The organism is Klebsiella sp. (assembly GCF_027492335.1).
GTDB lineage: Bacteria > Pseudomonadota > Gammaproteobacteria > Enterobacterales > Enterobacteriaceae > Klebsiella > Klebsiella huaxiensis.
This window is the reverse complement of record NZ_JAPUEW010000054.1, coordinates 25128-49749: the sequence shown is the minus strand read 5'-3', so window position 1 is coordinate 49749 and position 24622 is coordinate 25128. Positions and strand designations below refer to the sequence as shown.

General features: G+C 52.4%; 23 protein-coding genes and 2 pseudogenes. 9 read left to right on the top strand and 16 right to left on the bottom strand.

What is annotated here, in order from left to right:
* Positions 1-3: 3 nt before the first annotated feature.
* A complete protein-coding gene (ilvY, locus tag QVF11_RS17075) occupies positions 4-912 on the bottom strand; it encodes an HTH-type transcriptional activator IlvY (RefSeq protein ID WP_110276906.1) in 909 nt (302 codons plus the stop codon).
* A 155-nt stretch (positions 913-1067) separates the two neighbouring features.
* On the opposite strand from ilvY, the gene ilvC reads away from it, so the two are divergent.
* The 3 genes from ilvC to QVF11_RS17060 all read left to right on the top strand — a co-directional run bounded on the left by ilvC (position 1068) and on the right by QVF11_RS17060 (position 3537).
* Positions 1068-2543: a ketol-acid reductoisomerase gene (ilvC, locus tag QVF11_RS17070; protein ID WP_142512684.1), complete on the top strand. Its 1476-nt coding sequence runs from the start codon at positions 1068-1070 to the stop codon at positions 2541-2543.
* Positions 2544-2735: 192 nt separating this feature from the next.
* The gene (locus QVF11_RS17065) at positions 2736-3179 is read left to right on the top strand and encodes an Rrf2 family transcriptional regulator (protein ID WP_112216111.1); all 444 of its coding nucleotides are present in this window, start codon (positions 2736-2738) and stop codon (positions 3177-3179) included.
* Entirely contained in the window at positions 3172-3537 is a 366-nt protein-coding gene (locus QVF11_RS17060) for a DUF1360 domain-containing protein (RefSeq protein ID WP_112216112.1), read from the top strand. Before QVF11_RS17065 ends, QVF11_RS17060 begins: the two co-directional genes overlap by 8 nt.
* Before the next feature lie 47 nt (positions 3538-3584).
* Here QVF11_RS17060 and QVF11_RS17055 read toward each other — a convergent pair whose 3' ends face one another.
* The 7 genes from QVF11_RS17055 to ppiC (QVF11_RS17025) form a co-directional block, all read right to left on the bottom strand.
* Positions 3585-4223, bottom strand: a complete 639-nt coding sequence (locus QVF11_RS17055; RefSeq protein WP_000205685.1) for a GntR family transcriptional regulator — start codon at positions 4221-4223, stop codon at positions 3585-3587.
* A gap of 164 nt (positions 4224-4387) precedes the next feature.
* Positions 4388-5326 (bottom strand): sugar kinase, encoded by a 939-nt coding sequence (locus QVF11_RS17050; protein WP_287858372.1) that lies wholly within the window; start codon positions 5324-5326, stop codon positions 4388-4390.
* A gap of 64 nt (positions 5327-5390) precedes the next feature.
* Positions 5391-6047: an RraA family protein gene (locus QVF11_RS17045; RefSeq protein WP_287858371.1), complete on the bottom strand. Its 657-nt coding sequence runs from the start codon at positions 6045-6047 to the stop codon at positions 5391-5393.
* 31 nt (positions 6048-6078) lie between these two features.
* A complete protein-coding gene (locus QVF11_RS17040; RefSeq protein ID WP_287858370.1) occupies positions 6079-7038 on the bottom strand; it encodes a C-terminal binding protein in 960 nt (319 codons plus the stop codon).
* Positions 7039-7151: 113 nt separating this feature from the next.
* A complete protein-coding gene (locus QVF11_RS17035) occupies positions 7152-8489 on the bottom strand; it encodes an MFS transporter (RefSeq protein WP_142512681.1) in 1338 nt (445 codons plus the stop codon).
* A 408-nt stretch (positions 8490-8897) separates the two neighbouring features.
* Entirely contained in the window at positions 8898-9179 is a 282-nt protein-coding gene (ppiC, locus tag QVF11_RS17030; RefSeq protein WP_110276900.1) for a peptidylprolyl isomerase PpiC, read from the bottom strand.
* 51 nt (positions 9180-9230) lie between these two features.
* The gene (gene ppiC, locus QVF11_RS17025; RefSeq protein WP_112216117.1) at positions 9231-9512 is read right to left on the bottom strand and encodes a peptidylprolyl isomerase PpiC; all 282 of its coding nucleotides are present in this window, start codon (positions 9510-9512) and stop codon (positions 9231-9233) included.
* Between the two features lie 194 nt (positions 9513-9706).
* Here ppiC (QVF11_RS17025) and QVF11_RS17020 point away from each other — a divergent pair, with 194 nt between their 5' ends.
* The 4 genes from QVF11_RS17020 to rep all read left to right on the top strand — a co-directional run bounded on the left by QVF11_RS17020 (position 9707) and on the right by rep (position 14035).
* Positions 9707-10411, top strand: a complete 705-nt coding sequence (locus tag QVF11_RS17020; RefSeq protein ID WP_287858367.1) for a Crp/Fnr family transcriptional regulator — start codon at positions 9707-9709, stop codon at positions 10409-10411.
* 25 nt (positions 10412-10436) lie between these two features.
* Positions 10437-11186 carry a nucleoside phosphorylase gene (locus QVF11_RS17015; protein WP_287858365.1) on the top strand — a complete coding sequence of 250 codons (750 nt, stop codon included), beginning with the start codon at positions 10437-10439 and terminating at the stop codon, positions 11184-11186.
* Positions 11186-11914 carry a nicotinamide riboside transporter PnuC gene (gene pnuC / locus QVF11_RS17010; RefSeq protein WP_112216119.1) on the top strand — a complete coding sequence of 243 codons (729 nt, stop codon included), beginning with the start codon at positions 11186-11188 and terminating at the stop codon, positions 11912-11914. Before QVF11_RS17015 ends, pnuC begins: the two co-directional genes overlap by 1 nt.
* A 102-nt stretch (positions 11915-12016) precedes the next feature.
* A complete protein-coding gene (gene rep, locus QVF11_RS17005; RefSeq protein ID WP_287858363.1) occupies positions 12017-14035 on the top strand; it encodes a DNA helicase Rep in 2019 nt (672 codons plus the stop codon).
* A gap of 3 nt (positions 14036-14038) precedes the next feature.
* Here the strand turns inward: rep and QVF11_RS17000 are convergent, their stop codons facing one another.
* Genes QVF11_RS17000 through QVF11_RS16990 form a run of 3 tightly spaced genes read right to left on the bottom strand, consistent with a single transcriptional unit; the run spans position 14039 to position 17435 of the window.
* On the bottom strand, positions 14039-15001 hold the full coding sequence (locus tag QVF11_RS17000; RefSeq protein ID WP_287858361.1) for a PfkB family carbohydrate kinase: 963 nt from the start codon (positions 14999-15001) through the stop codon (positions 14039-14041).
* Positions 14985-16400 (bottom strand): purine-cytosine permease family protein, encoded by a 1416-nt coding sequence (locus QVF11_RS16995; protein ID WP_287858359.1) that lies wholly within the window; start codon positions 16398-16400, stop codon positions 14985-14987. Before QVF11_RS16995 ends, QVF11_RS17000 begins: the two co-directional genes overlap by 17 nt.
* Before the next feature lie 18 nt (positions 16401-16418).
* Complete coding sequence (locus QVF11_RS16990) at positions 16419-17435, bottom strand: ADP-ribosylglycohydrolase family protein (RefSeq protein WP_142512677.1); 1017 nt, start codon at positions 17433-17435, stop codon at positions 16419-16421.
* Positions 17436-17656: 221 nt separating this feature from the next.
* On the opposite strand from QVF11_RS16990, the gene QVF11_RS16985 reads away from it, so the two are divergent.
* Complete coding sequence (locus QVF11_RS16985; protein ID WP_287858357.1) at positions 17657-18409, top strand: GntR family transcriptional regulator; 753 nt, start codon at positions 17657-17659, stop codon at positions 18407-18409.
* Between the two features lie 69 nt (positions 18410-18478).
* Here the strand turns inward: QVF11_RS16985 and QVF11_RS16980 are convergent.
* The 5 genes and pseudogenes from QVF11_RS16980 to rhlB all read right to left on the bottom strand — a co-directional run.
* Positions 18479-18739: pseudogene (locus QVF11_RS16980) on the bottom strand (DUF554 family protein); the annotation flags it as partial.
* 41 nt (positions 18740-18780) lie between these two features.
* Positions 18781-19779 carry an amidohydrolase family protein gene (locus QVF11_RS16975; RefSeq protein WP_287858356.1) on the bottom strand — a complete coding sequence of 333 codons (999 nt, stop codon included), beginning with the start codon at positions 19777-19779 and terminating at the stop codon, positions 18781-18783.
* A gap of 129 nt (positions 19780-19908) precedes the next feature.
* A pseudogene (locus QVF11_RS16970) lies at positions 19909-20836 on the bottom strand (LysR family transcriptional regulator).
* Positions 20837-20854: 18 nt separating this feature from the next.
* Positions 20855-22363 carry a guanosine-5'-triphosphate,3'-diphosphate diphosphatase gene (gppA, locus tag QVF11_RS16965; protein ID WP_287858353.1) on the bottom strand — a complete coding sequence of 503 codons (1509 nt, stop codon included), beginning with the start codon at positions 22361-22363 and terminating at the stop codon, positions 20855-20857.
* Positions 22364-22488: 125 nt separating this feature from the next.
* Complete coding sequence (gene rhlB, locus QVF11_RS16960) at positions 22489-23754, bottom strand: ATP-dependent RNA helicase RhlB (protein WP_287858352.1); 1266 nt, start codon at positions 23752-23754, stop codon at positions 22489-22491.
* Positions 23755-24094: 340 nt separating this feature from the next.
* Here rhlB and trxA point away from each other — a divergent pair, with 340 nt between their 5' ends.
* On the top strand, positions 24095-24424 hold the full coding sequence (trxA, locus tag QVF11_RS16955) for a thioredoxin TrxA (protein WP_004097507.1): 330 nt from the start codon (positions 24095-24097) through the stop codon (positions 24422-24424).
* Positions 24425-24622 lie beyond the last annotated feature (198 nt).

Sequence of the window (24622 nt, the reverse complement as noted above, 5' to 3'; positions counted from 1 at the left end):
CGTTCACTTGCCTTCTTCGATTTTTCTCTCCAGCACAATCTTCCAGAAGGCATCAATTAGCGGCTCATGCAGCCGCTTTTTGGGCGCGCAGACGCCCAGCTCAAACGGCGTTTTCTCATCGCTGCGCTCTAAAATCATCACGCGGTTGCGTACCGGTTCCGGGCTGTTTTCCAGCACCACCTCAGGCAGCAGCGCCACGCCGCAGCCCAGCGCCACCATCGACACCATCGCCTCGTGACCACCGACCGTGGCATAAATTGACGGATTGCTGATTTTATTACGGCGAAACCACAGCTCAATGCGGCGGCGTACTGGCCCCTGGTCGGCCATGATAAACGGCACCGTTGACCAGTCGGGTTCGTCGGCGGAGACCTGATTGCGCACCGGGCAGGGTAACGCCGGGGCGATCAGTACCACCGCCAGATTTTCCAGCATGGAGAACGCCACCGCGCCGGGCAGCGTCTCCGGTTTCCCTGCTATCGCCAGGTCAGCTTCTCCGGTGACCACTTTTTCCATTGCGTCAGCGGCATCGCCGGTGGTGAGCTTAATCTCCACCGACGGGTGTTCGGCGCGAAAACGGTCGAGAATGGGCGGCAGATGGCTGTAGGCGGCGGTCACCGAGCAGAAAATATGTAGCTCGCCCGACAGCGACGGTCCTTGCTGATCGATGGTGTGGCGTAATTGCTGATATTGCAACAGCGTCTGTTGGGCAAAGACGCGTAGCTCTTCGCCCGCTTCGGTGAGCGTTACCGTACGGTTATCGCGAATAAACAGCGCCTGACCGAGATCCTCTTCCAGCCGTTGAATTTGCCGGGAAAGCGTAGAGGGGCTGACGTGCATCGCCCGCGCGCTGCGGCCAAAGTGGCGGCTATCCGCCAGATGCAGGAAGGTTTTTAGATCGCGTAAATCCACGGCTCGTACTCCACGTTTTTACATTGCATAAATTGCAACGTGATGTTGTGAATATATCAATTTCCGCAATAAATTTCCTGTCATATAGTGGGTTCATTCTCGCATAAGCGAACCGAACAATAAGCACGACACACAACATCACGGAGTACACCATCATGGCTAACTACTTTAATACACTGAACCTGCGCCAGCAGCTGGCACAGCTGGGTAAATGTCGCTTTATGGGCCGCGACGAATTCGCCGACGGCGCGAGCTACCTTCAGGGTAAAAAAGTGGTCATCGTCGGCTGTGGCGCTCAGGGTCTGAACCAGGGCCTGAACATGCGTGACTCCGGTCTGGATATCTCTTACGCCTTGCGTAAAGAAGCGATTGCCGAGAAGCGCGCTTCCTGGCGTAAAGCGACTGAAAACGGCTTTAAAGTCGGTACCTACGAAGAGCTGGTTCCGCAGGCAGATCTGGTGGTTAACCTGACTCCAGATAAACAGCACTCCGACGTTGTGCGTTCTGTGCAGCCGCTGATGAAAGACGGCGCAGCGCTGGGTTACTCCCACGGTTTCAACGTTGTGGAAGTGGGCGAGCAGATCCGTAAAGACATCACCGTAGTGATGGTTGCTCCGAAGTGCCCGGGTACCGAAGTACGTGAAGAGTACAAACGTGGTTTTGGTGTGCCGACGCTGATCGCGGTTCACCCGGAAAACGACCCGAAAGGCGAAGGTATGGCGATCGCTAAAGCCTGGGCCGCGGCAACCGGTGGTCACCGTGCTGGCGTACTGGAATCCTCCTTCGTTGCAGAAGTGAAATCTGACCTGATGGGCGAGCAGACTATCCTGTGCGGTATGCTGCAGGCAGGTTCTCTGCTGTGCTTTGACAAGCTGGTGGCTGAAGGCACCGACGCTGCTTACGCAGAAAAACTGATTCAGTTCGGCTGGGAAACTATCACCGAAGCGCTGAAGCAGGGCGGCATCACCCTGATGATGGACCGTCTGTCCAACCCGGCTAAGCTGCGTGCTTACGCGCTGTCTGAACAGCTGAAAGAGATTATGGCGCCGCTGTTCCAGAAACACATGGACGACATCATCTCCGGTGAATTTTCCTCTGGTATGATGGCTGACTGGGCCAACGACGATAAGAAACTGCTGACCTGGCGTGAAGAGACCGGTAAAACCGCATTCGAAACCGCACCGCAGTTTGAAGGTAAAATCGGCGAGCAAGAGTACTTCGATAAAGGCGTTCTGATGATCGCGATGGTGAAAGCGGGCGTTGAGCTGGCGTTCGAAACCATGGTTGATTCTGGCATCATCGAAGAGTCTGCTTACTACGAATCACTGCATGAACTGCCGCTGATCGCCAACACCATCGCCCGTAAGCGTCTGTACGAAATGAACGTGGTTATCTCCGATACCGCAGAATACGGTAACTACCTGTTCTCTTACGCTTGCGTACCGCTGCTGAAAGAGTTCATGACTACCCTGCAGACCGGCGACCTGGGCAAAGCGATTGCTGAAGGCGCGGTAGATAACGCCCAGCTGCGCGATGTGAACGAAGCGGTTCGCGGCCACGCTATCGAGCAGGTTGGTAAGAAACTGCGCGGCTACATGACCGACATGAAACGCATTGCCGTCGCTGGCTAATAAAACCTCATTATCATCCGGCCCGGTCAGCGTCTCGCTGCCGGGCTGTTTTTTTATCCGCGTTTGGCGGGATCTCTGAATCCACACTCTCATCATATAAATTCATCTGGTTATCATGTAGATAGCTTTTATTTGTACCGATTATCCTTTCTGGGATTGCTCACACCTATCTTATGTAATATTGTAAGTTACATGAAAATAAACAACTCATTCTCAGCCACGCTGCACATCTTGCTTCACCTGGAGCAGATGGATAAGCCCCTGACGTCGGAACAGATGGCCTCTTTTATTGACGGCAATCCGGCGTTCATCCGCAAATTGCTTGCCGGGCTCAGGGAAAACAGTATCGTCTGTGCCACTAAGGGGCACCACGGCGGCTGGCGGCTCTGCCGACCGGTCAGTGACATTACGCTTTACGACATCTATATGGCGCTCGGCGAACCGGCGCTGTTTGCGCTTGGCAACCGCAGCGAAAACCCGCAGTGCCTGGTGGAGCAGGGGGTAAACCGGGTGATGTCAGAGACGCTCGCCGACGCGCAGACGCTAATCCTCGATCGCTTTAAGCGCCTGACGTTGCAGGATATTGGCAGCGAATTTATCAGCTACTTCAACGACAAAGGCCACGACCATGACTGAAACCTTAACCACCTGCCTGATGATTGCGATGGCGGCGAGCAGTATTTCGATGACGGTGACGCAGACGGAGTTGTTTGCTGTGTTTCGAGAATGGACGGCGAAGAAGAACGCGCTGATGGGCCACTTGTTCCAGTGCTTCTACTGCTTAAGTCACTGGGTCGTTTTTGGCGGGATGGCGGTATATCGCCCGGCGCTACTGAACAGCGGCTTTGCGCTGATTGACTGGGTAATGACGGCGTTTATCGTGATTACCCTCACCACGCTAATTAACGGCCTGATGTTTAAAGTTTTCCAGGCCGCCGTCAGTACCCATGTGATGAAATACGAAGCGCAGAAGCTTCTTCAGCCGCATAAATAAGGTTTTATTACCAATAAATACCGCGTTCGGTCAATCTGTTCGCGGTATTAGCCGAATTGTCCCCAATACGCGCCTTTTTCTGGAAGGATGTGTTCCTGTAATGCCTGGAGCGCTTTTTCCGCATCCGCATCCTGGATGGCCTGAATGATTGCGACATGTTGTTGATGAGAGCGGTGCATATGCTCGTCATTACTGCCAAGGTAATTACGAATTGTCGCCATCTGTGCGGAAATAAGGACGTAGGATTGCTGTAAATAGGCATTGCCGCAATAGGTGAATAAAGCCTCGTGGAACAGATTATCGAGGCGAATATATTCATGCGTGGAGTTATTTTCCAGACAAAACGTCATGTGATCGAGATAGGAAGATAATGCTTGTACTAGCTGGCGCTGATTGCGATGCAGGGACAGCCTCAGCGCTTTTGCCTCAACAAAATAACGAAACTCCAGCAATCCATTGAACTCAATATCGCTCAGATTGAAAACAAAGGTCCCGCTTTTTGGGCGGATATGTACCAGCCCCTCGCTTTGCAGACGTCTCAAGGCGTCGCGTACTGGCGCTTTAGTGGAAGATAAACGCGTCGCGAGGGCTGATTCTGATATTTTGCAGCCCATCGGTAATGTGCCGTTAATGATCATATCTCTGATACGACGATAAATAACGTCTTTGAGTAAGTCCGTTGTCATATTGATTGAAAATTCCGGCATGTTAACTCGGTGAGCGGCCGTTTAGGACCAGCAATAGAGGTGACTGTATAACAGATTTACGGGAATGGGAAAATGATATATGGCAACAAGTTGCCGCTGGTGTACCGTGAGAAAATGTGCCGCGCTGGCAGGCGCGGCGGAGATTACTGTGATTGAGTTTGCTGGATCAATACTTCAACTTGTGGCTGGCGAGGAATAGGCGCGACGGCACCATAACCGGTTGTCGTGAGCGCAGCGGCGGCATTGGCGTAGCACAGCGCATCTTCCGGCGAATCGCCTTTGATAATGCGATAAAGGAAAGCGCCTGAGAAACAGTCCCCGGCTCCGGTTGCATCGACGGTGGCGACTTTATGGCCAGAATAGATGACCCGCCGGTTCTCATTGGCAAACATCGCGCCTTCCGCACCCATTTTTAACACTACATTCTTTGCCCCAAGCTGGAGATAGAAATCCGTAATTTCATCTGCATGGTGTTTCCCAGTGAGCAGACGGGCTTCATCAAGGCTGGGCATGCAGTAATCTACATGACGGATCGTTTCATGAATGATGGCGCGGGCGCGGGCTAATGGCCACAGTTTGAGCCGCAGATTGGTGTCGAAGGAAATCAGCGTTTGGTGTTTTTTGCATAATTCAATGGCGTGAAAAAGCGCATCACTGACGTTATTGCCAATGGCGTGCGTGATAGCTGAGCTGTGAAATAAGCGTGCGGCCGCAATCGCGGACTCATTGATATCATCGACAGTCATCGTTGAGGCCGCAGAGCCTTTACGATAAAAGGTAAAGTGATGGCCTTGTTCATTGTGCGAAATAAAATAGATACCCGTCGGGGCTGTTTTATGCGCACCAACCCATTGATGATCGACCTTTTCTTCATCCCATAATGATCTGAAATTCTGCCCAAATACGTCGTCACCGAGGCGGGTTAACATGGCAACCTGAGCACCTTGTCGCGCCGCGCTGATGGCGAAATTTGACGTATCACCGCCAAATCCGCTGAGGTAATGCTGCTCAGAATGCTCCGTGGGAAGCTGATTGAATTCGAAAAGGGGTTCACCAAATGAAAGAATATCGAACTGCTTCATTGCGTTCTCCATATGATAGTCCAGGCTCGCCATCAGCCGGTTTGGCTGATGGCGTCTGGGTTAATTAGATTCGGCCGTATTTCGCCAGGCCTTCACGCAGAGAACCGGACTGAATAATCAGTTTGGCCTGTTCCAGCTCGCGGCTATCAATGGATTGCGCAAGCGCTAAGACTTCGGCAGCGACCGCCTGCGGTATGCACACCACGCCGTCGATATCCCCAACAATCAAATCCCCTGGATTCACCGTGACATCGCCGATGGTGACGGGCTGGTTGGCTGAAATGGTCTTGAAACGACCAAGCGTAGTGCCTGGGGTTACGGTCTTGGCGTAAACCGGGAAATCATAATCGCGGCGGATCTCCGCCAGGTCACGGACGCCGCCGTTCAACACTGCGGCCTCATGTTTATTGGCAACGGCCCCGGCGGTCATTAGCCCGCCCCAGACGGCAACGGTTTCCAGCGACGGGTTGCCGGTAATGACGATGACCGAACCGCTGGCGGATTCGTCAATCGCGTCCAGCGCATGCTGCGGTGGCAGTTTTTCGTCAGTGACGTCTTCATAAATAGTGACGGCCGGACCAACGATTTTTTTGTCGTTGATGCGGTTTTTGATTTCAAAAGGCAGGAACATGGTCTTGCCGAGGATCTGATCGCAGGCATCAGCGACAGAAGCGGTCGAAAAAATAGCGCGAAAACCGTCGATAATATCTTTGCTGTACATAACACTTCCTCTTTTTATAGCGAATACGGATCTATGGGTTAACCCAGTTAAGCGGTTGTTGGCCTTCAAATGCCCGACGTACTTCATGTGCGGCTTTACTTTGCAGTTCGATCACCGACTCTTCGGTAAACCAGGCAGTGTGGTCCGTGCATAAGGTGTTCTCCATTTGCAGTAATGGGCTTTTTGCACTGAGGGGTTCGGATTCAAAAACATCGAGTCCGGCGGCGAAAATACGTTGTTGCAGCAAGGCGTTGATCAGCGCCTGTTCATCGATAAGCCCGCCGCGCGAGGTATTGACCAGAATGGCGCTGGGCTTCATTTTCGCCAGTTCGGCCTCACCAATAAGGTGATGGGTGTCCGGGGTTAATGGGGCGTGAAGGGAGATGAAATCCGCTTCATGGCACAGCGTGTCGAGACTGACCCGGGTTACGCCTGCCAGTAACGCCTGCTCATCGGTAAGCAACGGATCGACAACCAGAATGCGCTTAAAGCCGATCCCGGATGCTTTTTGCACGAAGCAGCGGGAGATACGGCCAAATCCGACGACTCCAAGCGTTTTTCCTGCCAGACGGAACATGGGTTCGCGTTGACCAATCCCCCACTGTCCATCGCGAACGTCGCGATTGCGGGTGGCGATGCGGCGCGTTGCGGCCAGGAGCAGCGCCAGAGCGTGCTCAGCAACATCTTCCGAGCCGTAGTCCGGTACGTTAGCGACGTAAATGCCTTTTTCCCTGGCGGCCTGGCTATCGATATTGTCTACACCGACGCCGTAGCGCACGATGATGCGGCACTGAAGCATTGCTTCAATCATGGGGCGACTGACGGTTGCTTCGCGGACCATGACGGCATCAGCATCACTTACCTGGCGCAACTTCTCTTCCAGAGAGGCATTTGCCGGAACGACAACAAACTTCGGGTCCCACTCGCGTAAAATACTTTCTTCTGCAGAGTAATTTAAATATCCGGGTTCAATAACGACTATCTTTTTCATAATATCTACCATACTTAATTATAAAATTAAGGATTAAATTTTTATGGCTGTAGTTCGCCGCATCCTGAAAACAGGATGTGAAACTAATGGGTTTTTATTCGGGTTTTATAAAATTACTGTGTAACCGTTTGAGTGTCCTTGATAGCAATATTCTTTAACCAGCGAATAATTAAGATTGTGACAACACCGCCGATAAGCATAACTGCGCTTAAATATAGCATTGGTGCTGAGTCGCTTTTTTCTAAATCGCGTACCAAAGGAATGGTGTTTTGCGCGAAGAATCCACCCAGGTTTGCCAGTGAGTTAATAATAGCAATACCTGCTGCCGCCGTTGCGCCTGAAAGAAACTTAGTTAAATTCCAGAAGCAAGGTTGAATCGCAAATACTGATAATACAACACCGCAAATACAGAGGAAGCTAATAATCGGCTGTGAGAATGTCCAGACCGAGAGCAGCAGGCATATTGCGGCGGTGAACATAGGTAATGCGACATTAATATAAGGGTTCTCGGTACGTTCTGGCTTACTGGTTATCCAGCGCAACATGATGATAACCATCGCCCATGGGATCATATTGACCAGGCCATTCATCATATCCGAAGCACCGAAGGTTTTAACGATAGTCGGCATCCAGTAGCTGATACCGTAGGCGCCAAAGCAGATGAATCCGTATACCAGCGCGAGGGCCAGAACACGCCAGTCGGTTAGTGACTTACCTAAGCTATTGACCGATTTATCGGTGTTGGCATCCTGTTCGGCCGCCAGTTTTTTAATTAACCAGCTTTTCTCTTCTTTGTTTAAGAAGCGAGCCTGTTCCGGGCCTTGCGGGAACCATAGCAGCACTGGGGCAATCAGCAGAAGTGCGAGCACTCCAGTTGCCAGAAATAACCATTGCCATCCCTCCAGTCCCATAAAACCATGCATACTAAGCAGAGAGCCATTAATTGGGGCGCCAATCATATTTGCGACCATACTTGCCGTGACTAAATAACCGACAATACGTGGTCGATACTTTAAAGGGAACCATTTAGTGGAGTAGTAAATTAACCCAGGATAAAAGCTGGCTTCGGCAACGCCAAGAATGAAACGTAAGGCGTAAAACGTTGACATTTTTTCGGTCCACGCCAGCGCCATGGTAATGACTCCCCATGACAATAAGCTAATAGTGAACCAGCGCTTAGCACCTACTTTTGATAATATTAAATTTCCGGGAACGCTGAAAACTAAATAACCGATGAAAAAAAGCGATGCGCCGAGTCCAAAAGCCGCTTCACTCCATCCGAGGCTATCTACCATTTGTAATTTAGCAAAACTAATATTCTGACGATCTATATACGCCACGATGTACATCAATACCATCAGTGGAACAAGTTTCCTGGTCGTTTTTGTTACGATGATTTTTTCGAAATCATTTTTCGCATCCAGGGACTGTTGTTGTATTGAATGACTCATAACACGTGTTTCCTGAATAAAGTCATAAGGTCTGGTGCGCGTCTCCACACCATGGCATGGAGTCCTGGGTTTGTCTTCATAGAGACGCCGCTGTTTTAGTCAGTTGAGACATTACCACTCAATCTGACATGTCACATAAGATATCACTCATTTTTTATATGACGACAGAGAGCGTAATAAATTGAAGTTTAGATCACGAAAAATGGCGATATAAATGCTTTTCAGTGTGACATTTATCACAAAAAAATGGAGTAAATGAATGTTTTTGACATGTCAGATTTGAGATTTTGATGTGGGCTGGTTCTGTTATTGCAGGAAACGTCAGTATTCATTATGAGTTATGGGAATTTTTTCGTATAACTAACATGTCAGATACTGGCCCTTTACGAAAGAAAAGGGCCAAACTGGTTATTTGCGGTACAGCACTTTGATGATGTGATAGCCGAACTGGGTGTGCAGCGGGCCGGTAGGTTCCAGCTCCGGGCAGGAGAACACGACTTTATCAAACGCAGGAACCATCTGGCCCTGTTTGAATTCACCTAAGTGGCCGCCTTTTTTGCCTGAAGGGCAAGTAGAGTGTTTCTTCGCCAGTTTCTCGAAATCGCCGCCGTTTTTAATCTGCTCCAGCAGGTCGAGGGCCAGTTTCTCTTCTTTAACCAGGATGTGCATTGCTGCCGCTGTTTTAGCCATGATTGCGCCTTGATTGAATGGGGATGAATTAGGGCGCAATAGTAGCATGGGCTAGCGGCGATATAGCACCTTAATGATATGGTAGCCGAACTTGGTTTTGACCGGCCCGTAAGGCTTTAGCAGCGGGCAACTGAAGGCGGCTTTATCAAACGGCCCGACCATTACCCCTTGATTAAATTCACCAAGATCGCCGCCGTTGCGGCCGGATGGGCACTTTGAATAGCGCTTTGCCAGGTGATCAAAACTCACGCCGCGATCCAGCTTCGTAAGGATCTCCTGTGCCAGCTTTTCGTCTTTTACCAGGATGTGCAGGGCTGCTGCGCTCTTTGCCATTATTTTGTTCTCACTTCTCAAAGATGTGCCGTTACTTTACCACCCGTCCTGGTCCTGGACATATACTCTTTGCCATCCCAGGACAGATGTCCCGCCTGGTTAATGGAAGCGGGAGATGAGCGACATTTTTACCCGGTGTATTCCTTCTTGCCCAGGACAGTCGTCCTGTCCTTCCCGTCGTGGAGAGAGATAACATGGATGCAATGAAAAAAGCTGAATTTTCAGTCGCCTGGCTTGCCGGGCTTAGCGAGATTGTTGGCGATCCGCAGTTGTATGAATTACTGAAATATTGCCCACTGGAAATTATGCAGCGTTGGCGCTTTGAAGAAATTCCGCGCGGCGATTTTATCTGCCGACAAGGGGAAGTGTGTCAGCGTTTTTCACTGATTATTGCCGGTGAGGTCGATGTTTTCTATGAAGCCGAAGATGGGCGTCGTTACCGTCAGGCCCGCTACCGTAAAGGCGACATGCTGGGCGAGCTCGAGATCTTTGAGTCGCGTCATTACATCTGCTCGGTGGTAGCGGTAGGGCATGTGCAGCTTCTGAGTTTGTCGCAGGAACATTTCTGCCGCTGGCTGGCATTAGATAACCATTTTAACCAGCGGATGCTGCGTTTCTTTAGTCAGCAATATTACCAGCTGTCGAAAAAGGCCAGCAGCGACAATCTCTACTCGCTGCATCAGCGAGTGTGCCAGGCATTATGGCTGCGCTATCAACAGGATGGCGCGAATGAAATCTTGCTGAATAAGCAGAACCTTAGCCAGGAGTTTGCGGCGACGACCCGCAGTATTAATCGTATTTTGCATGACCTGAAAGCGTTACAGATTATTGATACCGATGGTGAACGCATTGTGTTGTTAGCCCCTGACAAATTAAAGCAGGAGGCTGATATCGGATAACCGTAAGAGTAAAGGAGGCGGGAGAATGGCGCTGCAACCCCATATCCAGTTAAGCCAGGAAATGACCAGCGCACGGTACGCGCTGTTACCGGGCGACCCGCAGCGGGTGGATCGCATTGTCAGTTTTCTTGATAACCCGGAGTTGCTGGGCCAGAACCGGGAGTTTCGCGCCGCACGCGGCTGGTATCAGGGCGTTGAAATCCTGGTGGTCTCCACCGGCATCGGCGGGCCATCCACGGCTATCGCCATTGAAGAGCTGCGCCAGATTGGCGTGACCACCCTAATTCGCATCGGTAGCTGCGGGGCATTGCAGGATAACCTTGCGCTTGGCGATGTGATTATCGCTTATGCTGCGGTTATGGATGATGGCACCAGTCGAACCTATGCGCCAGCGGGTTACCCGGCCTGCGCCGACCCACATCTTACCTGGGAACTCATGGCGCAGGTGCGTCAGATGAATATCCCTGCCGTCTGCGGTCTGGTGCGTAGCCATGACAGTTTTTATACCGACCGGGAAGCGGAACTGGATGCCGAATGGTCAGCTCGCGGCGTGCTTGGCGCGGACATGGAAAGCGCCGCTTTGATGACTATCGGTGCATTACGCGGACTACGAACTGCCTCATTACTCAACGTGGTTGTTGCCCACAACGGTTGCCTGGACAGCAGTATCAATGATTATGTCCAGCAGGAAACGCTGTGCCAACAGGGCGAAGAACGACAAATTACTTTGGCGCTGCGCGCCATTCATTCCGATAGCCAGCAAGGGGGTCAGTGATGGACTTTTTTAGCATTAACAATGTGATGGTCAACATTCCTCTCGGCGAAGGCGGCTATGCGCTATCGTGGATTGAAGCCATCGGTACCGTGTTTGGCCTGTTGTGCATCTGGTGCGCCAGCCGGGAAAAAATTATCAACTACCTGTTTGGCCTGATTAACGTCACGCTGTTTGCGGCGATTTTCTTTCAGATTCAGCTCTACGCCAGCCTGTTGCTGCAGGTGTTTTTCTTCGCCGCCAACATTTACGGCTGGTATGCATGGAGCCGACAAAACGAGGCGCAGGAAGCTGCGCTCAAGGTACGCTGGCTTTCCCGCCAGCAAACACTGGCATTAGCAGGCGTTTGCGCGGTGGCGATTGTTATGATGACGCTGTTTATCGACCCCGTGTTCTCGGCGCTCACCCGCATCATGATTGCCTTGCTGCAAACATTTGGTATGCAGGTCGCTATGCCTGACCTCCAGCCCGATGCCTTCCCGTTCTGGGATTCCACCATGCTGGTATTGTCGATTGCGGCTATGGTACTGATGACGCGCAAGTTCGTCGAAAACTGGCTGCTGTGGGTACTTATCGACGTGATTAGCGTGGTTATCTACGCGGTGCAGGGCGTTTACGCCATGTCGCTCGAATATGTCCTGCTGACGGCAATTGCGGTGATGGGATCCTACAGCTGGATCAAGAGCGCGCAGCGCAACGGCTATACGCCACTAGCCGCGACGGCTTCCTGATAGACTGATTTTCAGGCTACCCTCAGGGGTAGCCTGTTACGCCTTCTCCCCCTCTTTCTGCTACAATCCCCACCCCGTTCGAAGATTGAGCAAAATACTCCCATGCGTTTAAACCCTGGCCAACAACAAGCCGTCGAATTTGTTACCGGACCGTGCCTGGTGCTGGCGGGTGCCGGTTCCGGTAAGACCCGCGTTATAACTAATAAAATCGCCCATTTGATCCGCGGATGCGGCTATCAGGCGCGCCATATCGCGGCGGTGACTTTTACCAATAAGGCCGCGCGTGAGATGAAAGAGCGCGTCGGGCAAACGCTGGGACGCAAAGAAGCGCGCGGCCTGATGATCTCCACTTTCCATACGCTGGGGCTGGATATCATCAAACGTGAGTATGCCGCATTAGGCATGAAATCTAACTTCTCGCTGTTCGACGATACCGACCAGGTAGCGCTGTTAAAAGAGCTCACCGAAGGGCTTATTGAAGACGATAAAGTGATGCTTCAGCAGTTGATCTCCACGATCTCGAACTGGAAAAACGATCTGCAAACGCCTTCACAGGCTGCCGCTGGCGCGAAAGGAGAGCGGGATCGGATCTTTGCCCACTGCTATAGCTTGTACGACGCGCATATGAAAGCCTGCAACGTACTGGATTTTGACGATCTTATCCTGCTGCCAACGCTGTTGCTGCAGCGCAATGAAGAAGTGCGTGAACGCTGGCAGAACAAGATTCGCTATCTGCTGGTGGATGAATACCAGGACACCAACACCAGCCAGTATGAGCTGGTGAAACTGCTGGTGGGACAACGGGCGCGCTTTACCGTGGTGGGTGACGACGATCAGTCGATCTACTCCTGGCGCGGCGCGCGGCCGCAGAACCTGGTTCTGCTCAGTCAGGATTTTCCGGCGCTGCAGGTGATTAAGCTGGAGCAGAACTACCGCTCTTCCGGGCGTATCCTGAAGGCGGCCAACATCCTGATTGCCAATAACCCGCACGTCTTTGAGAAACGCCTGTTTTCCGAGCTGGGCTATGGTGTGGAACTGAAGGTACTTTCCGCCAATAATGAAGAACATGAAGCTGAGCGCGTCGCCGGTGAACTGATCGCCCATCACTTTATTAATAAAACCGAATATAAGGATTATGCGATCCTTTATCGCGGCAACCATCAGTCGCGGGTTTTTGAAAAGATGCTGATGCAAAACCGCATCCCGTACAAAATTTCCGGCGGCACGTCGTTTTTCTCTCGCCCGGAGATTAAAGACCTTCTGGCTTATCTACGCGTGTTGACCAATCCGGACGACGACAGCGCTTTCCTGCGTATCGTTAATACGCCAAAGCGTGAAATTGGCTCGGCGACCCTACAAAAGCTGGGCGAGTGGGCGATGGGGCGTAACAAAAGCATGTTTACCGCCAGCTTCGATATGGGACTGAACCAGACGCTAACCGGGCGTGGCTATGAGTCGCTGACCCGCTTCACCCACTGGCTGCGGGAGATCCAGCAGCTCTCAGAGCGTGAGCCGATTGTCGCCGTCCGTGACCTGATCCGCGGGGTGGATTATGAATCCTGGCTCTACGAGACCTCACCCAGCCCGAAAGCCGCCGAAATGCGGATGAAAAACGTCAATATGCTCTTCACCTGGATGACCGAAATGCTGGAAGGGAGCGAAATCGATGAGCCGATGACGCTCACTCAGGTTGTCACCCGCTTCACGCTGCGCGATATGATGGAACGAGGAGAGTCTGATGAAGAGACGGATCAGGTTCAGCTGATGACGCTTCATGCCTCAAAGGGCCTGGAGTTTCCGTATGTTTATCTGGTCGGCATGGAAGAGGGGTTGCTTCCCCATCAAAGCAGTATTGACGAAGACAACGTCGATGAAGAACGACGCCTTGCCTACGTAGGCATCACTCGGGCACAGAAAGAACTGACCTTTACGCTATGTCGGGAACGCCGACAGTACGGTGAGCTAGTGCGTCCGGAGCCGAGCCGCTTCCTGCTGGAGCTGCCGCAGGACGACCTGATTTGGGAGCAGGAGCGCAAGGTTATCTCGGCGGAAGAGAGGATGCATAAAGGCCAGGCGAACGTCGCCAACATCCGGGAGATGCTGGCGAAAGCGCGTAAATAGCGGTTAGCGGTCGTTTTCCTGCTGAAGCTGGAACTGGCGTAGCTCCTGGCGGGTCGGCGCACCGTCTGAGCCAGGCCTGCTGACGACGATAGCCGCCACCTCGTTGCCCAATTGCGTTGCCTGACGCAGACTCATCCCGCAGGCCAGCCCGGCAATTGTTCCTGCACAGTGGCTGTCTCCTGCGGCAATCGTATCGTGAACTACCACGCGGCATGCCGGGATATGCTGTGGCTCCGCGTTGGGTTCAACCACCCACGCGCCATCCTTATCAAACCGACAAATTGCCCGTAGCTGCCAGTCTCTGGCGAGCCGCGAGGCTGACTCAAGCGTAGCATTCTCCTGGTGATATAAACGTGTGCTTAGCGCGCTGAGTTCGTTGCGGTTCAGAGTGAGCACGGGACGTTTATGCAACAGCGCCTTAATAAAACCAATATCCAGATCGCACAGGCGGGGGCCAAAATCGACAAACAGCGTTTTATCTTCAGAAAGTGTGAGGATCCACTGACGCAGCGCTTCGCTGGCCAGCTCGTAGCCTGAGACGTAAATAATTGCGTCCTTCGGCTGTGGAATTTGCGCCAGTAGCTCAGTGCTCCAGTGCTGCTCGCAGCCCTCAACGGTGACAAACGTCCGCTCTTTGTTGGCCTCAACGAGGGCCAGACACCAGCCGTTATCGTGGGTAGGGTGGCGCAAGAGAACCGGTAAACTTTCCTGCGCCATTTTTTGCGCAACGGCTTGCCCCCAGTCGCCATTGCCCACCGGTATGGCGTTAACCGGGGCCAGGTTGAGACGCGCGAGCGCACGGGCGACGTTGAACGCGCAGCCGCCAATCTGCCGCCCGCCATCGCGGGCGGAGACATCGCTACCGCTTTGCGGCAGCGTATTGAGGTGGAGAATAAGGTCGCCAAAAGCAGCGCCAATAACCACTATTGGGCGCTGTGGTGATAGCAGGTCAGCTGTTATTGTCATGGCAAGCCCCCTTCCCGGCTCCAAAAGCGAGATACAGCACCAGGCCCAGAACAAAAGAGATGAATAATCCCAGGCTGGAGTCCGCGAAAATCCCGACCGCGAAAGGCCCGTCGATAAACCCGGTTTTGGATACCATCAATCCCGCCAACGCGCCGACAATCCAGCAGCCCAGCGCGGTTCGGTTCGCGCCGCTTTCCCTGAATAAGTCAGCTTCCGAGTATCCGACATGGCGGCGGATCCGGTAGAAGTCGACGATAAAAATGGCGGCCCAGGCGGCCAGAAATACGCCGCAGAAAATCAGAAACGCAATGAACGGTCCGAGAAAATCTTTCGACACAAACAGCACGTAGAGTGCGATCCCCAGCACCAGCACGGCGTCGATGGCCACGGCGGAACGCTGCTGTAGCTTAATCCCCATGCTTAATAGATTAAGGCTGGCGGAATAGAGGCTCAACACTGCGATGGTCACAACCCCGGCGGTAGCCGCCGCAAGATAGGGGATTGCCATCCACGAAGGCAGTAGTTTGCCGATCGCGGAAATTGGATTTTCGCTGGACGCCAAATCAGGGATTTGGGCGGTAAGCAGTATCCCGGTGAGCATCAGCAGCAGTAAGGGAAGGGCAGCGCCGCTAACAACGGCGAGAAAAATGCTCTTTTCACCGGAGTCAGGGCGCTGATCCCGACTATAGTCGGCACCGGCAATAGCCCAACTGATGCCGGTGCCTGCGGCGATAATAGAGACTGCCGGGAGAAAACCGGTCAGCCAACTGCCTGAAGGCAGGGCGAGGATGGCCTGCCAGTCCGCAGTGAACAGCAAATAAATCACTACCAGTAGCGTCATGGCACCAAAGATTCGGGTGATCCATTTTTGCATCATCAGCACGGCATTTTGGCCGAGTACGCTGACCAGCACGGTCAACCCGCCAAACAGGAAAAGCGATAGTGCAGTGGTCGTCAGGCTCTCTTCAAAACCCATGGCGGCAAACAGCGCGACGAGCGTGAGCGTGCCGGTAATGATATTGACCGATTCCCAGCCCATCAGGTTCACCCAGCAAAAGCTGGTGGGCGCGATATTACCGCGTTTGCCAAATATCACGCGGGAGAGCGTCAACGTTGTCGTTCGCCCGATTTTTCCGGCGATGCTGGTCACTCCGACCAGCGCAAAGGAGGCGACTCCCGCAACGGCGGCAAGAATTGACTGCCAGAATGAGAGACCGAACGACACAATAACTGCACCGTAAACAACCCCAAGAATGCCGATATTTGCGGCGCACCAGACGAAAAAGAGCTGTACCGGCTTTTGGTTTTGGTGAACCGGGGGAACCAGACCGATCCCCAACTCCGCCATTCCGGGATCCGCCGTTTGGATATTACCATCGTATGAAGCTTTGTTGTCCATATTGATGCCCTCTGTGAATTATGCGAAGCGGTAGCCTGCAAGCCGCTGTGCGTAAGGCGCGAAGTCGATGCCGTTGGCCTGATTAATCTGTTGTATATGTTCTTCAGGGAAAGCTTCTATGCCATGAAGCGCGCCGCAGATAGCCGTTGCCATCGCGCCGATGGTATCCGTGTCGCCGCCTAAATTTGCCGCCAGCATGGCGCATTTCATGGGCTGAGTTCCTGACAGTTCGACCAGCGCAATCGCTGCCGGGACGGATTCGATAATATCCATGCCGGCACCGATATCTTCGTAAATACGTTCAATGCCTGTCAGATGGTCAGTCTCTCTGGTCATCATATCTAACGCTAAGTGGATGCGATTCCCGAGAAGTGGACTAAAAGTGGACTCGTACTGGCGCTGGGTTTCATTGGCGAGTGATGCCAGCTCGGTTTTGATTAACGGCCACCCGGCACCTTCAATGGCGCGGCTGATAGCCCAGGCAATCACCACCGCGCCGGCAATCGCGATATCTGATTTGTGCGTCGGTAGACAGGATAGCCGTACTTGCGCAATGAAAAACGCCCTGTCTCGGGTTGGCAATAGGCAACCCATCGGCGCTACACGCATCGCCGCGCCGTTGGTCACGCCGTTAGCTGCGATCTCATCAAGCGCTTGCCCTTGCTCGAGTGCGAGCAGAGAGGCCTTCGAAGTCGGGCCGAGAATATTTTTCTCAAACGCCTGGCAGCGTCTGGCCCACAGCAGAATATGTTTGGCGATGACCAGTGGATCGGTTACACCGTTGGTTTCATTCAGTGCATCCATTAAAGCGATACACTGGTGCGTATCATCGGTGAACTCCGCAGCGCTAAATTCGCAGGCCGCGATATTCTCTTTCGGGCCGGGAAGAAAGCGTTCAATCCAGCCAAAATGGTTGATGACTCGACGTTTAGGCCATAGCTCGGAAGGCATACCCATTGCATCACCAATGGCTTGCCCATAAAGACAGCCAAGGATACGGCGTTCGGCGGTATAGGTAGGGCGAATATCAGACATCGACGACTCCCGGTAAGAGATGAATAAAAGTTGTACTAAAAATAGATCCAGATTAAGTCCAGTTAAAGTCCTTTATAATCACTCTGTGATCGACGGCGCATTCTGATAGCAAATTGGGATTCGGGAGAGTGCGGGGAGGGGTTATGATGAGGGTATAGATTCCAGTATGGATCCACTATGATAAATCCACTGGTGATTAATCCTTTAAGGCCACATGAATTATGTCGCAACCGCTGCTTGAGTATATAAAAGGTCGTCTGAATGCCGAGGCGCCTGCGCCGCTTTATATTCAATTAAAACAGGCTATTGAAGCTGCAATAGCGGATCGGTTACTGACTCATGGCAGTATTTTGCCCTCTGAACGCAAAATGTCCCAGGCTCTCGAGCTATCGCGCGTGACGGTGGTCAAGGCGCTGGAGGCGCTGCTGGAAGCCGGACTGGTTACCAAGCGTCACGGGAAAGGTACTGAGGTGAATCTGCCGGTAAGCTATAACCTTGCCAGCGGCGGATTTTCTGCCCAGCTACAAAATTCAGGGACGGTGTCTAATCGGTGGCTGGTGAGGGAAAAGCTGGTGGCGGATGATATTCTGGCTCGTGAGCTGGAGATCGCGGTTGGAGATCGGGTGGCAAAAATAAAACGTGTACGTTTAGTTGATGCCCTTCCTGTTTCCATCGAAACCATGTTTATCCCTGAACGTTTCTTGCCTCGCCCGGATTTGCTCGAAGGCTCGCTGTATGCCCACTGGGCTGAAAACAATATTTTTCCCGATCTTCAGGATTACTCCCTGACGGTGCATATCCCTTCGGGTGAGGAACTGAATTTGCTCGACTTACCGCATGGGGTGCCGTTGATGAAAATTACGCTGAAAAGCCGTAATGCTCATGGGGACGTGCTTGAGTATGGAACCGCGTTTTGCCTGAGTAATTACTTTAACTTTGATTTCAGAGTAAAGCTTCAGGCGTTGCGGGCATAGGGCACTGCAGGCACAGCCTGGAAAGATGAATAGTTGCCACGCGGCGGAGAAGGGCATTACCAGAATTAGCTATGGCAGCATATTTGCCGTAGGAAAAGCGTGAATTCCGCAGAGCCGAAAACCTGTCGCCAGCATGATGATGCCCCCGCAGGCCGTAAAATCGGCCACCATCGAGGGATTAATCATCGTCATGATAAAACTGGCGGCAAAAAAGAGAATAACGAAGACAATAAGCTGAGGCACAAAGATGATGGCGATAATGTAGCCGAGTGCGGAGGTAAAAATAACGGTGGTAAAGGAATCGAGAATGGATTTGGTAATTAATAATGAAAAGGGCCTGTGTCAGGCCCTTTTGTTACGACAGGAGGAAATTATTTGATATTGAATACGCGGTTGGCGTTGCCCCAGGCGATTTTATTTTTCAATTCAGTATCCATTTCCAGCGGATCGAACCAATCACAAGCCTGATGAATATCCTCATACGGATAATCGACGGAGAACATCACGCGATCCGGGCCCATAATATCAATCGCATTTTGCAGAGAATAAGTATTGAAGTGACCGCTGGTGGTGACGATAAAGTTATTCTGCAAATAGTGCATTAACGGTTTCTCTGCTTTGCCCAAACCGCAGCCGAAGCGTTGACGGTAGAGACGATGCTGAGTACGCGGCAGCATGTGTACCAGGCCTTCGCCTAAGTGGCCTAAAACCAGGTTCAGGTCAGGATAACGGTCAAACAGACCACTCATCATCAGGCGAATCGCATGGACCGCCGTTTCCTGAGCAAAGCCCCAGGCGGAACCGATCAGGCTTTCATAGCCGGTGTAGATACCGCGCGCTGGGCCTTCTAATGGTTCACGCGGGTGCAAATATACGGGGACGTTCAGCTCATTGACTTTATCCCAGAATACCAGCATGGATTCATCATCCAGGTACAGGCCATGTTCGCTATCCTGGACGTTGGTATAACCGTTAATCAGCGCGCCTTTCATGCCTAGTTTTTTGACTGCGCGATCCAGTTCTTCGGCTGCAGCCTCTGGATTTTGTAATGCCAGAGTCGCAAATGCGCTGAATTTATCCGGGTTTGGCTTAACATAATTTTCAACGATATAGTCGTTGGTTTCACGAGCGAAAGATACCGCAGCTGATTTATCTAAAATAGATTGTGCGCTAGGTGAAGTCAGAGAAAGAATCACGTGGTCGATATTACGTTGCGCCATTTCATCCAGCTGATAGCTGCGATCTAATAAACGGCGTTCAACGTCTTTCATATATTCTGAGCCATTTCTTGCCGCTTCGCCAGTTGAGTCCCAGAGGCTGTTATTTTTCGGTGTTGAAACGTGCTCTTCTAAAGCGATTTTTCCACGCATAATATATTCCTCGAATCTGTTTTTGTATGACCTGATGCGAGGAGAATAGAATTTTTTACGTACTTACGGCAATAAACAGAATCCAATACGGGTTATCAGAAAAACTAATACAGCATTATTTTTGAATGCTTAAAAGTTAATAGAGGTTTTTATTGTGGCTGGCTGTAGCAAAGTTGGCGATCAGCGTACGCAGCCAGATGTGCCCGGGATCGCGGTGCAGACGCTGATGCCAGACCTGACGAATCGCGATTTCCGGCAGCGAAAAGGGTAACGGCCAGCTGCAGCAGGGATAACGATGGGTAATATGGTGTGCCAATTGCTCGGGAACGACGGCGATCAGTTCACTGCCCGAAACCAGCTCACCTGCACCTAAAAAGCTGGGGAGGGTGAGGGAAATACGGCGTGGCATGCCGTACTCATTGAGCAGTCGATCGATATCGCCATGCCCGGTGCCGTTGACGTGAACGGCCAGATGTTTTTCCAGCCGCCAGTTCTCGGCGGTAAACGAGGAACGGATCCGCGGATGATTTTTTGCCGCCAGGCAAACATAGGATTGATTAAACAGGCGCTGCTGGTAAACGCTATCCGGTAGCTGCATCAGATAACCGATGGCTAAATCACACTTGCCTGATTCAAGCGCACCCAGCGTTTGATCGTCGATATTCAGCACTGAAAAAGTAATACCTTCAGCGTTTTGTTGCTGTAACCGTACCTGCAAGGGCGGTAACAATGTCATCTGGCTGATATCGGTCATGCCAATAGTGAAATTACGCGTACTGGTTTGGGGGATAAATTCAGGGTTGCCAGGAAGTTGATTATCGACCAATTGAAGAATGGTAAAAATGGTCTGGGCGATATCATCAGCGCGCGGCGTGGGCACCATGCGTTGCCCTATACGCACAAACAGAGGATCGTCAAAATGCTCGCGCAGTTTTTTCAACAGCAGGCTGCCGGTCGGCTGGCTGATATTGAGCGCTTCGGCGGCGGGAGAGACGTTCCCCAGGCGGAAGAGGGCGGAAAAAAAACGCAGCGATTTGAAATCCAGTTCTTCTCGCATGATATTTCCCTGGTTGAGCTATTTTGCTGCGCGCTCCTCGCTGAGCTGCAACGGCCAGTGAACGTAACTTTGCCACTGGCACTCTTGTTCTACCATCTCCCGGCCCAGCGGATGATTCTCCAGCCAGCCTTGCGGTAGCGTCAGCGTCAAATTTTCATCTTTGGCAGTCAGCGTAATCATCGGTAGCAGATCGTCGCGTCGGCGGCTGGCAAACAGAATAGCCAGACGCAGCAGGCGGCACATATGTTCCGCGACTCTCGGCGGCACCGCGTTTTGCTGATGAATCGAAGAGAGGTCGACGGCGTTGGTCTGGTTTAGCAACAGCGTCGCCAGCAGTTTTTTTTGCGCAGGTGTGAAGCCAGGCAGGTCGAGATTTCGAACGAGCCAGGCCGCGTGCAGAGGCGCTTGCTTATACTCTACGCTCAGGCCTATTTCATGCAGTTGACAGGCACTTTGCAGCAGATCGAAGCATAATGGCTCAATATCCCAACTATTTTCCACCTGACGAACAAAATGCGCGGACAGCTGTGCAACGCGCTGCGCCTGCTCGGTATCCACCAGAAACCGGCGCTGAATATTACGCAGCGTGCGGCTACGAATATCCTGATCGACCGACAGATGCAGCATGCCGTAGACAAGACCTTCACGCAGTGCCCCACCCGCGAGGGTCATGCACTGAATGTTCAGCTCGCTGAAAATGGCCATCAGTATTGCCAGACCGCTCGGGAAGACTAACGCCCGTTCGAGCGTCAAGCCTTCAATCTCCAGCTCTTCCAGACGACCGCACTGAATTGCGCGCTGTTTGAGCTGCTGCAGTTTGGCCAGGGTGATGCGTTCATCCATCCCCTGCGCCATCATGATTTCCTGCAAGGCCTGAACGGTACCGGATGCGCCGACACAGACCTTCCAGCCGTGATAGCGCAGAACATCGGCCACGGGACGCAGCACTTTGCGCGCGGCGGTTTCGGCAAGGTCGAAATTTTCTTTGGTGAGGCTGCGATCGGCGAAGTAGCGCTCCAGCCAGGTGACGCAACCCATCGACAGGCTGAAAAGCGAGGTGGTTTGCGCACCGGTTCCAGTAACCAGTTCAGTACTGGCTCCGCCGATATCCACGACCAGACGCTGATCTGCGCCGCCAGTGGTATGCGCAACGCCCTGATAAATCAGACGAGCTTCCTCTTCACCGCTGATGACCTGCACCGGGCAGCCGAGGATTTCCCGCGCTTTTTCCAGAAACTCTCCAGCGTTTACTGCCAGACGAAGCGTCGCGGTGGCGACCACGCGAATTTGCGCTGGAGGTATATCCTGCAGGCGCTCGGCAAACAGACGTAAACATTGCCAGCCGCGCTCCATTGCTTCTACAGAGAGCGTATTGTCGCCATTCAGACCGGCAGCCAAACGCACTTTGCGTTTAATACGACTGAGGGTCTGGATGCTCCCCGCCACCTCGCGTACAACCAACATATGAAAGCTATTAGAACCTAGATCGATAGCTGCATAGAGCGAGGTGGAGTTCATACACTTCATCCTTCAAATTGCCTCTGCGTTGGCTGCGTTCTCTTACCCGAATCACTTACCAGAGTAAGCTCATCGGGATTCGTTCTCTTGCCGCCTTGATGCAACTTGAATGATTTTGTGTATGGCATATAGCTTTAACCTGAACGACGACGGTTACGTGGCGGACCGTTACGGCGTGGACCGTTACCCGGACGCGGACGCGTCAGACGTAGAGCCCTGGGCAGATCGGTCATGAGCGCATCTGGATTGTATTTGCTCACCGGAATCGAATGTCCAATATAGGTTTCGATAGCCGGCAGATTCAACGCGTACTCTTCACAAGCCAGGCTGATTGAGTGACCGCTAGCGCCAGCGCGTCCAGTACGACCGATGCGGTGAACGTAGTCTTCACAATCGTCCGGTAGGTCGTAGTTAAAGACGTGAGTAACCGCTGGGATATGCAGGCCGCGGGCGGCAACGTCGGTGGCGACCAGAATATCGATATCGCCGCGAGTGAATTCGTCGAGAATGCGCAGGCGTTTTTTCTGTGCGACATCGCCGGTCAACAGACCAACGCGATGGCCGTCCGCCGCCAGGTGGCCCCAGACATCCTCACAGCGATGTTTGGTGTTGGCGAAGATAATGGCGCGATCCGGCCACTCTTCTTCCAGCAGCGTCTGCAGCAGGCGCATTTTTTCTTCGTTGGAAGGGTAGAACAGCTCTTCTTTAATTCGGTGACCTGTTTTCTGCTCCGGCTCGACTTCGACGTATTCGGCGTTGTTCATTTGCTCGAACGCCAGTTCACGCACGCGATAAGAAAGGGTGGCAGAAAACAGCATGTTCAGGCGCTGATTGGCCGGCGGCATACGACGGAACAGCCAGCGAATATCTTTAATAAAGCCGAGATCGTACATGCGATCGGCTTCGTCGAGGACAACAACCTGAATGGCGCTGAGGTTGATATGGTTCTGTTTGGCGTAGTCGATAAGGCGGCCGGTGGTTCCGATCAGAATATCAACGCCGCTTTCCAGTACTTTCAACTGCTTGTCGTAGCCGTCGCCGCCGTATGCGAGGCCGAGCTTCAGACCGGCAGTCTGTGCCAGCGGTTCTGCATCAGCGTGGATCTGCACTGCCAGTTCGCGGGTCGGAGCCATGATCAGTGCGCGCGGCTGGTTGACCTGGCGGTCAGCAATGGCCGGGTGAGTGAGAAGATAATGAAACGTTGACGTCAGAAACGCCATCGTTTTACCGGTACCGGTTTGCGCCTGCCCGGCAACATCACGACCTTCCAGCGTCAGCGGGAGAGCGAGTGCCTGGATGGGTGTGCAATTATGAAACCCTTTTTTTTCAAGGGCTTCAATCACTGCCGGGTGCAGGGCGAAGTCGGAAAACTTCTGTTCTGTTAAGTGTGTTTTGCTCATAGTGTGGTAGAATATCAGCTAACTATTGCATTAAGAAAGCGTATCCGGTGAAATAACGTCAACCTTTCGTTGGCTATGCATGAAATGACTCAAGGTGCGTCTGCGGCAACTGAACGAATCCTCGAAAGCTTAGACTACTTAAGCGAGCCGGGGTGACAAATCTGCGATAAGCCGGTTTGAATACAGATTGCTTTGACTCCTGAGCGGCGAGGTCCATGATGGGCCGTGTCGCGCAGGTGGCTTAAAGGGGCATCCTGAAAATAGCGTGCATAACGGAGCATCGACACGTCGTTGATGACTGCGACACCAACACACCAGGCTTATTCCTGTGGAGTTAAATATGAGCGATAAAATTATTCACCTGACTGACGACAGTTTTGACACGGACGTACTCAAGGCTGACGGGCTAACCCTCGTCGATTTCTGGGCAGAGTGGTGTGGTCCGTGCAAAATGATCGCCCCGATTCTGGATGAGATCGCTGAAGAGTATCAGGGCAAACTGACCATTGCGAAACTGAACATCGATCAGAATCCGGGTACTGCGCCGAAATACGGCATTCGCGGCATCCCGACTCTGCTGCTGTTCAAAAATGGCGAAGTTGCAGCAACCAAAGTTGGTGCGCTGTCTAAAGGCCAGTTGAAAGAGTTCCTCGACGCCAACCTGGCGTAAGCGATTTGCTATTCCGGCGTCCAGACTCCTATTTTTTGCGGATCTCTGGACGCCCGGCAAGAGTCGTGCTAAGTTAATTCCAGACTTCGTTTTAAACATACCTTTGTTTGAATCTTGTTTTACCCAAAGCGTCCCGCAGAAAATGCGCGTGAAGCTAATAATTCCGGGCTTATCACTCATTCCGTCTAGTCGTTTCAG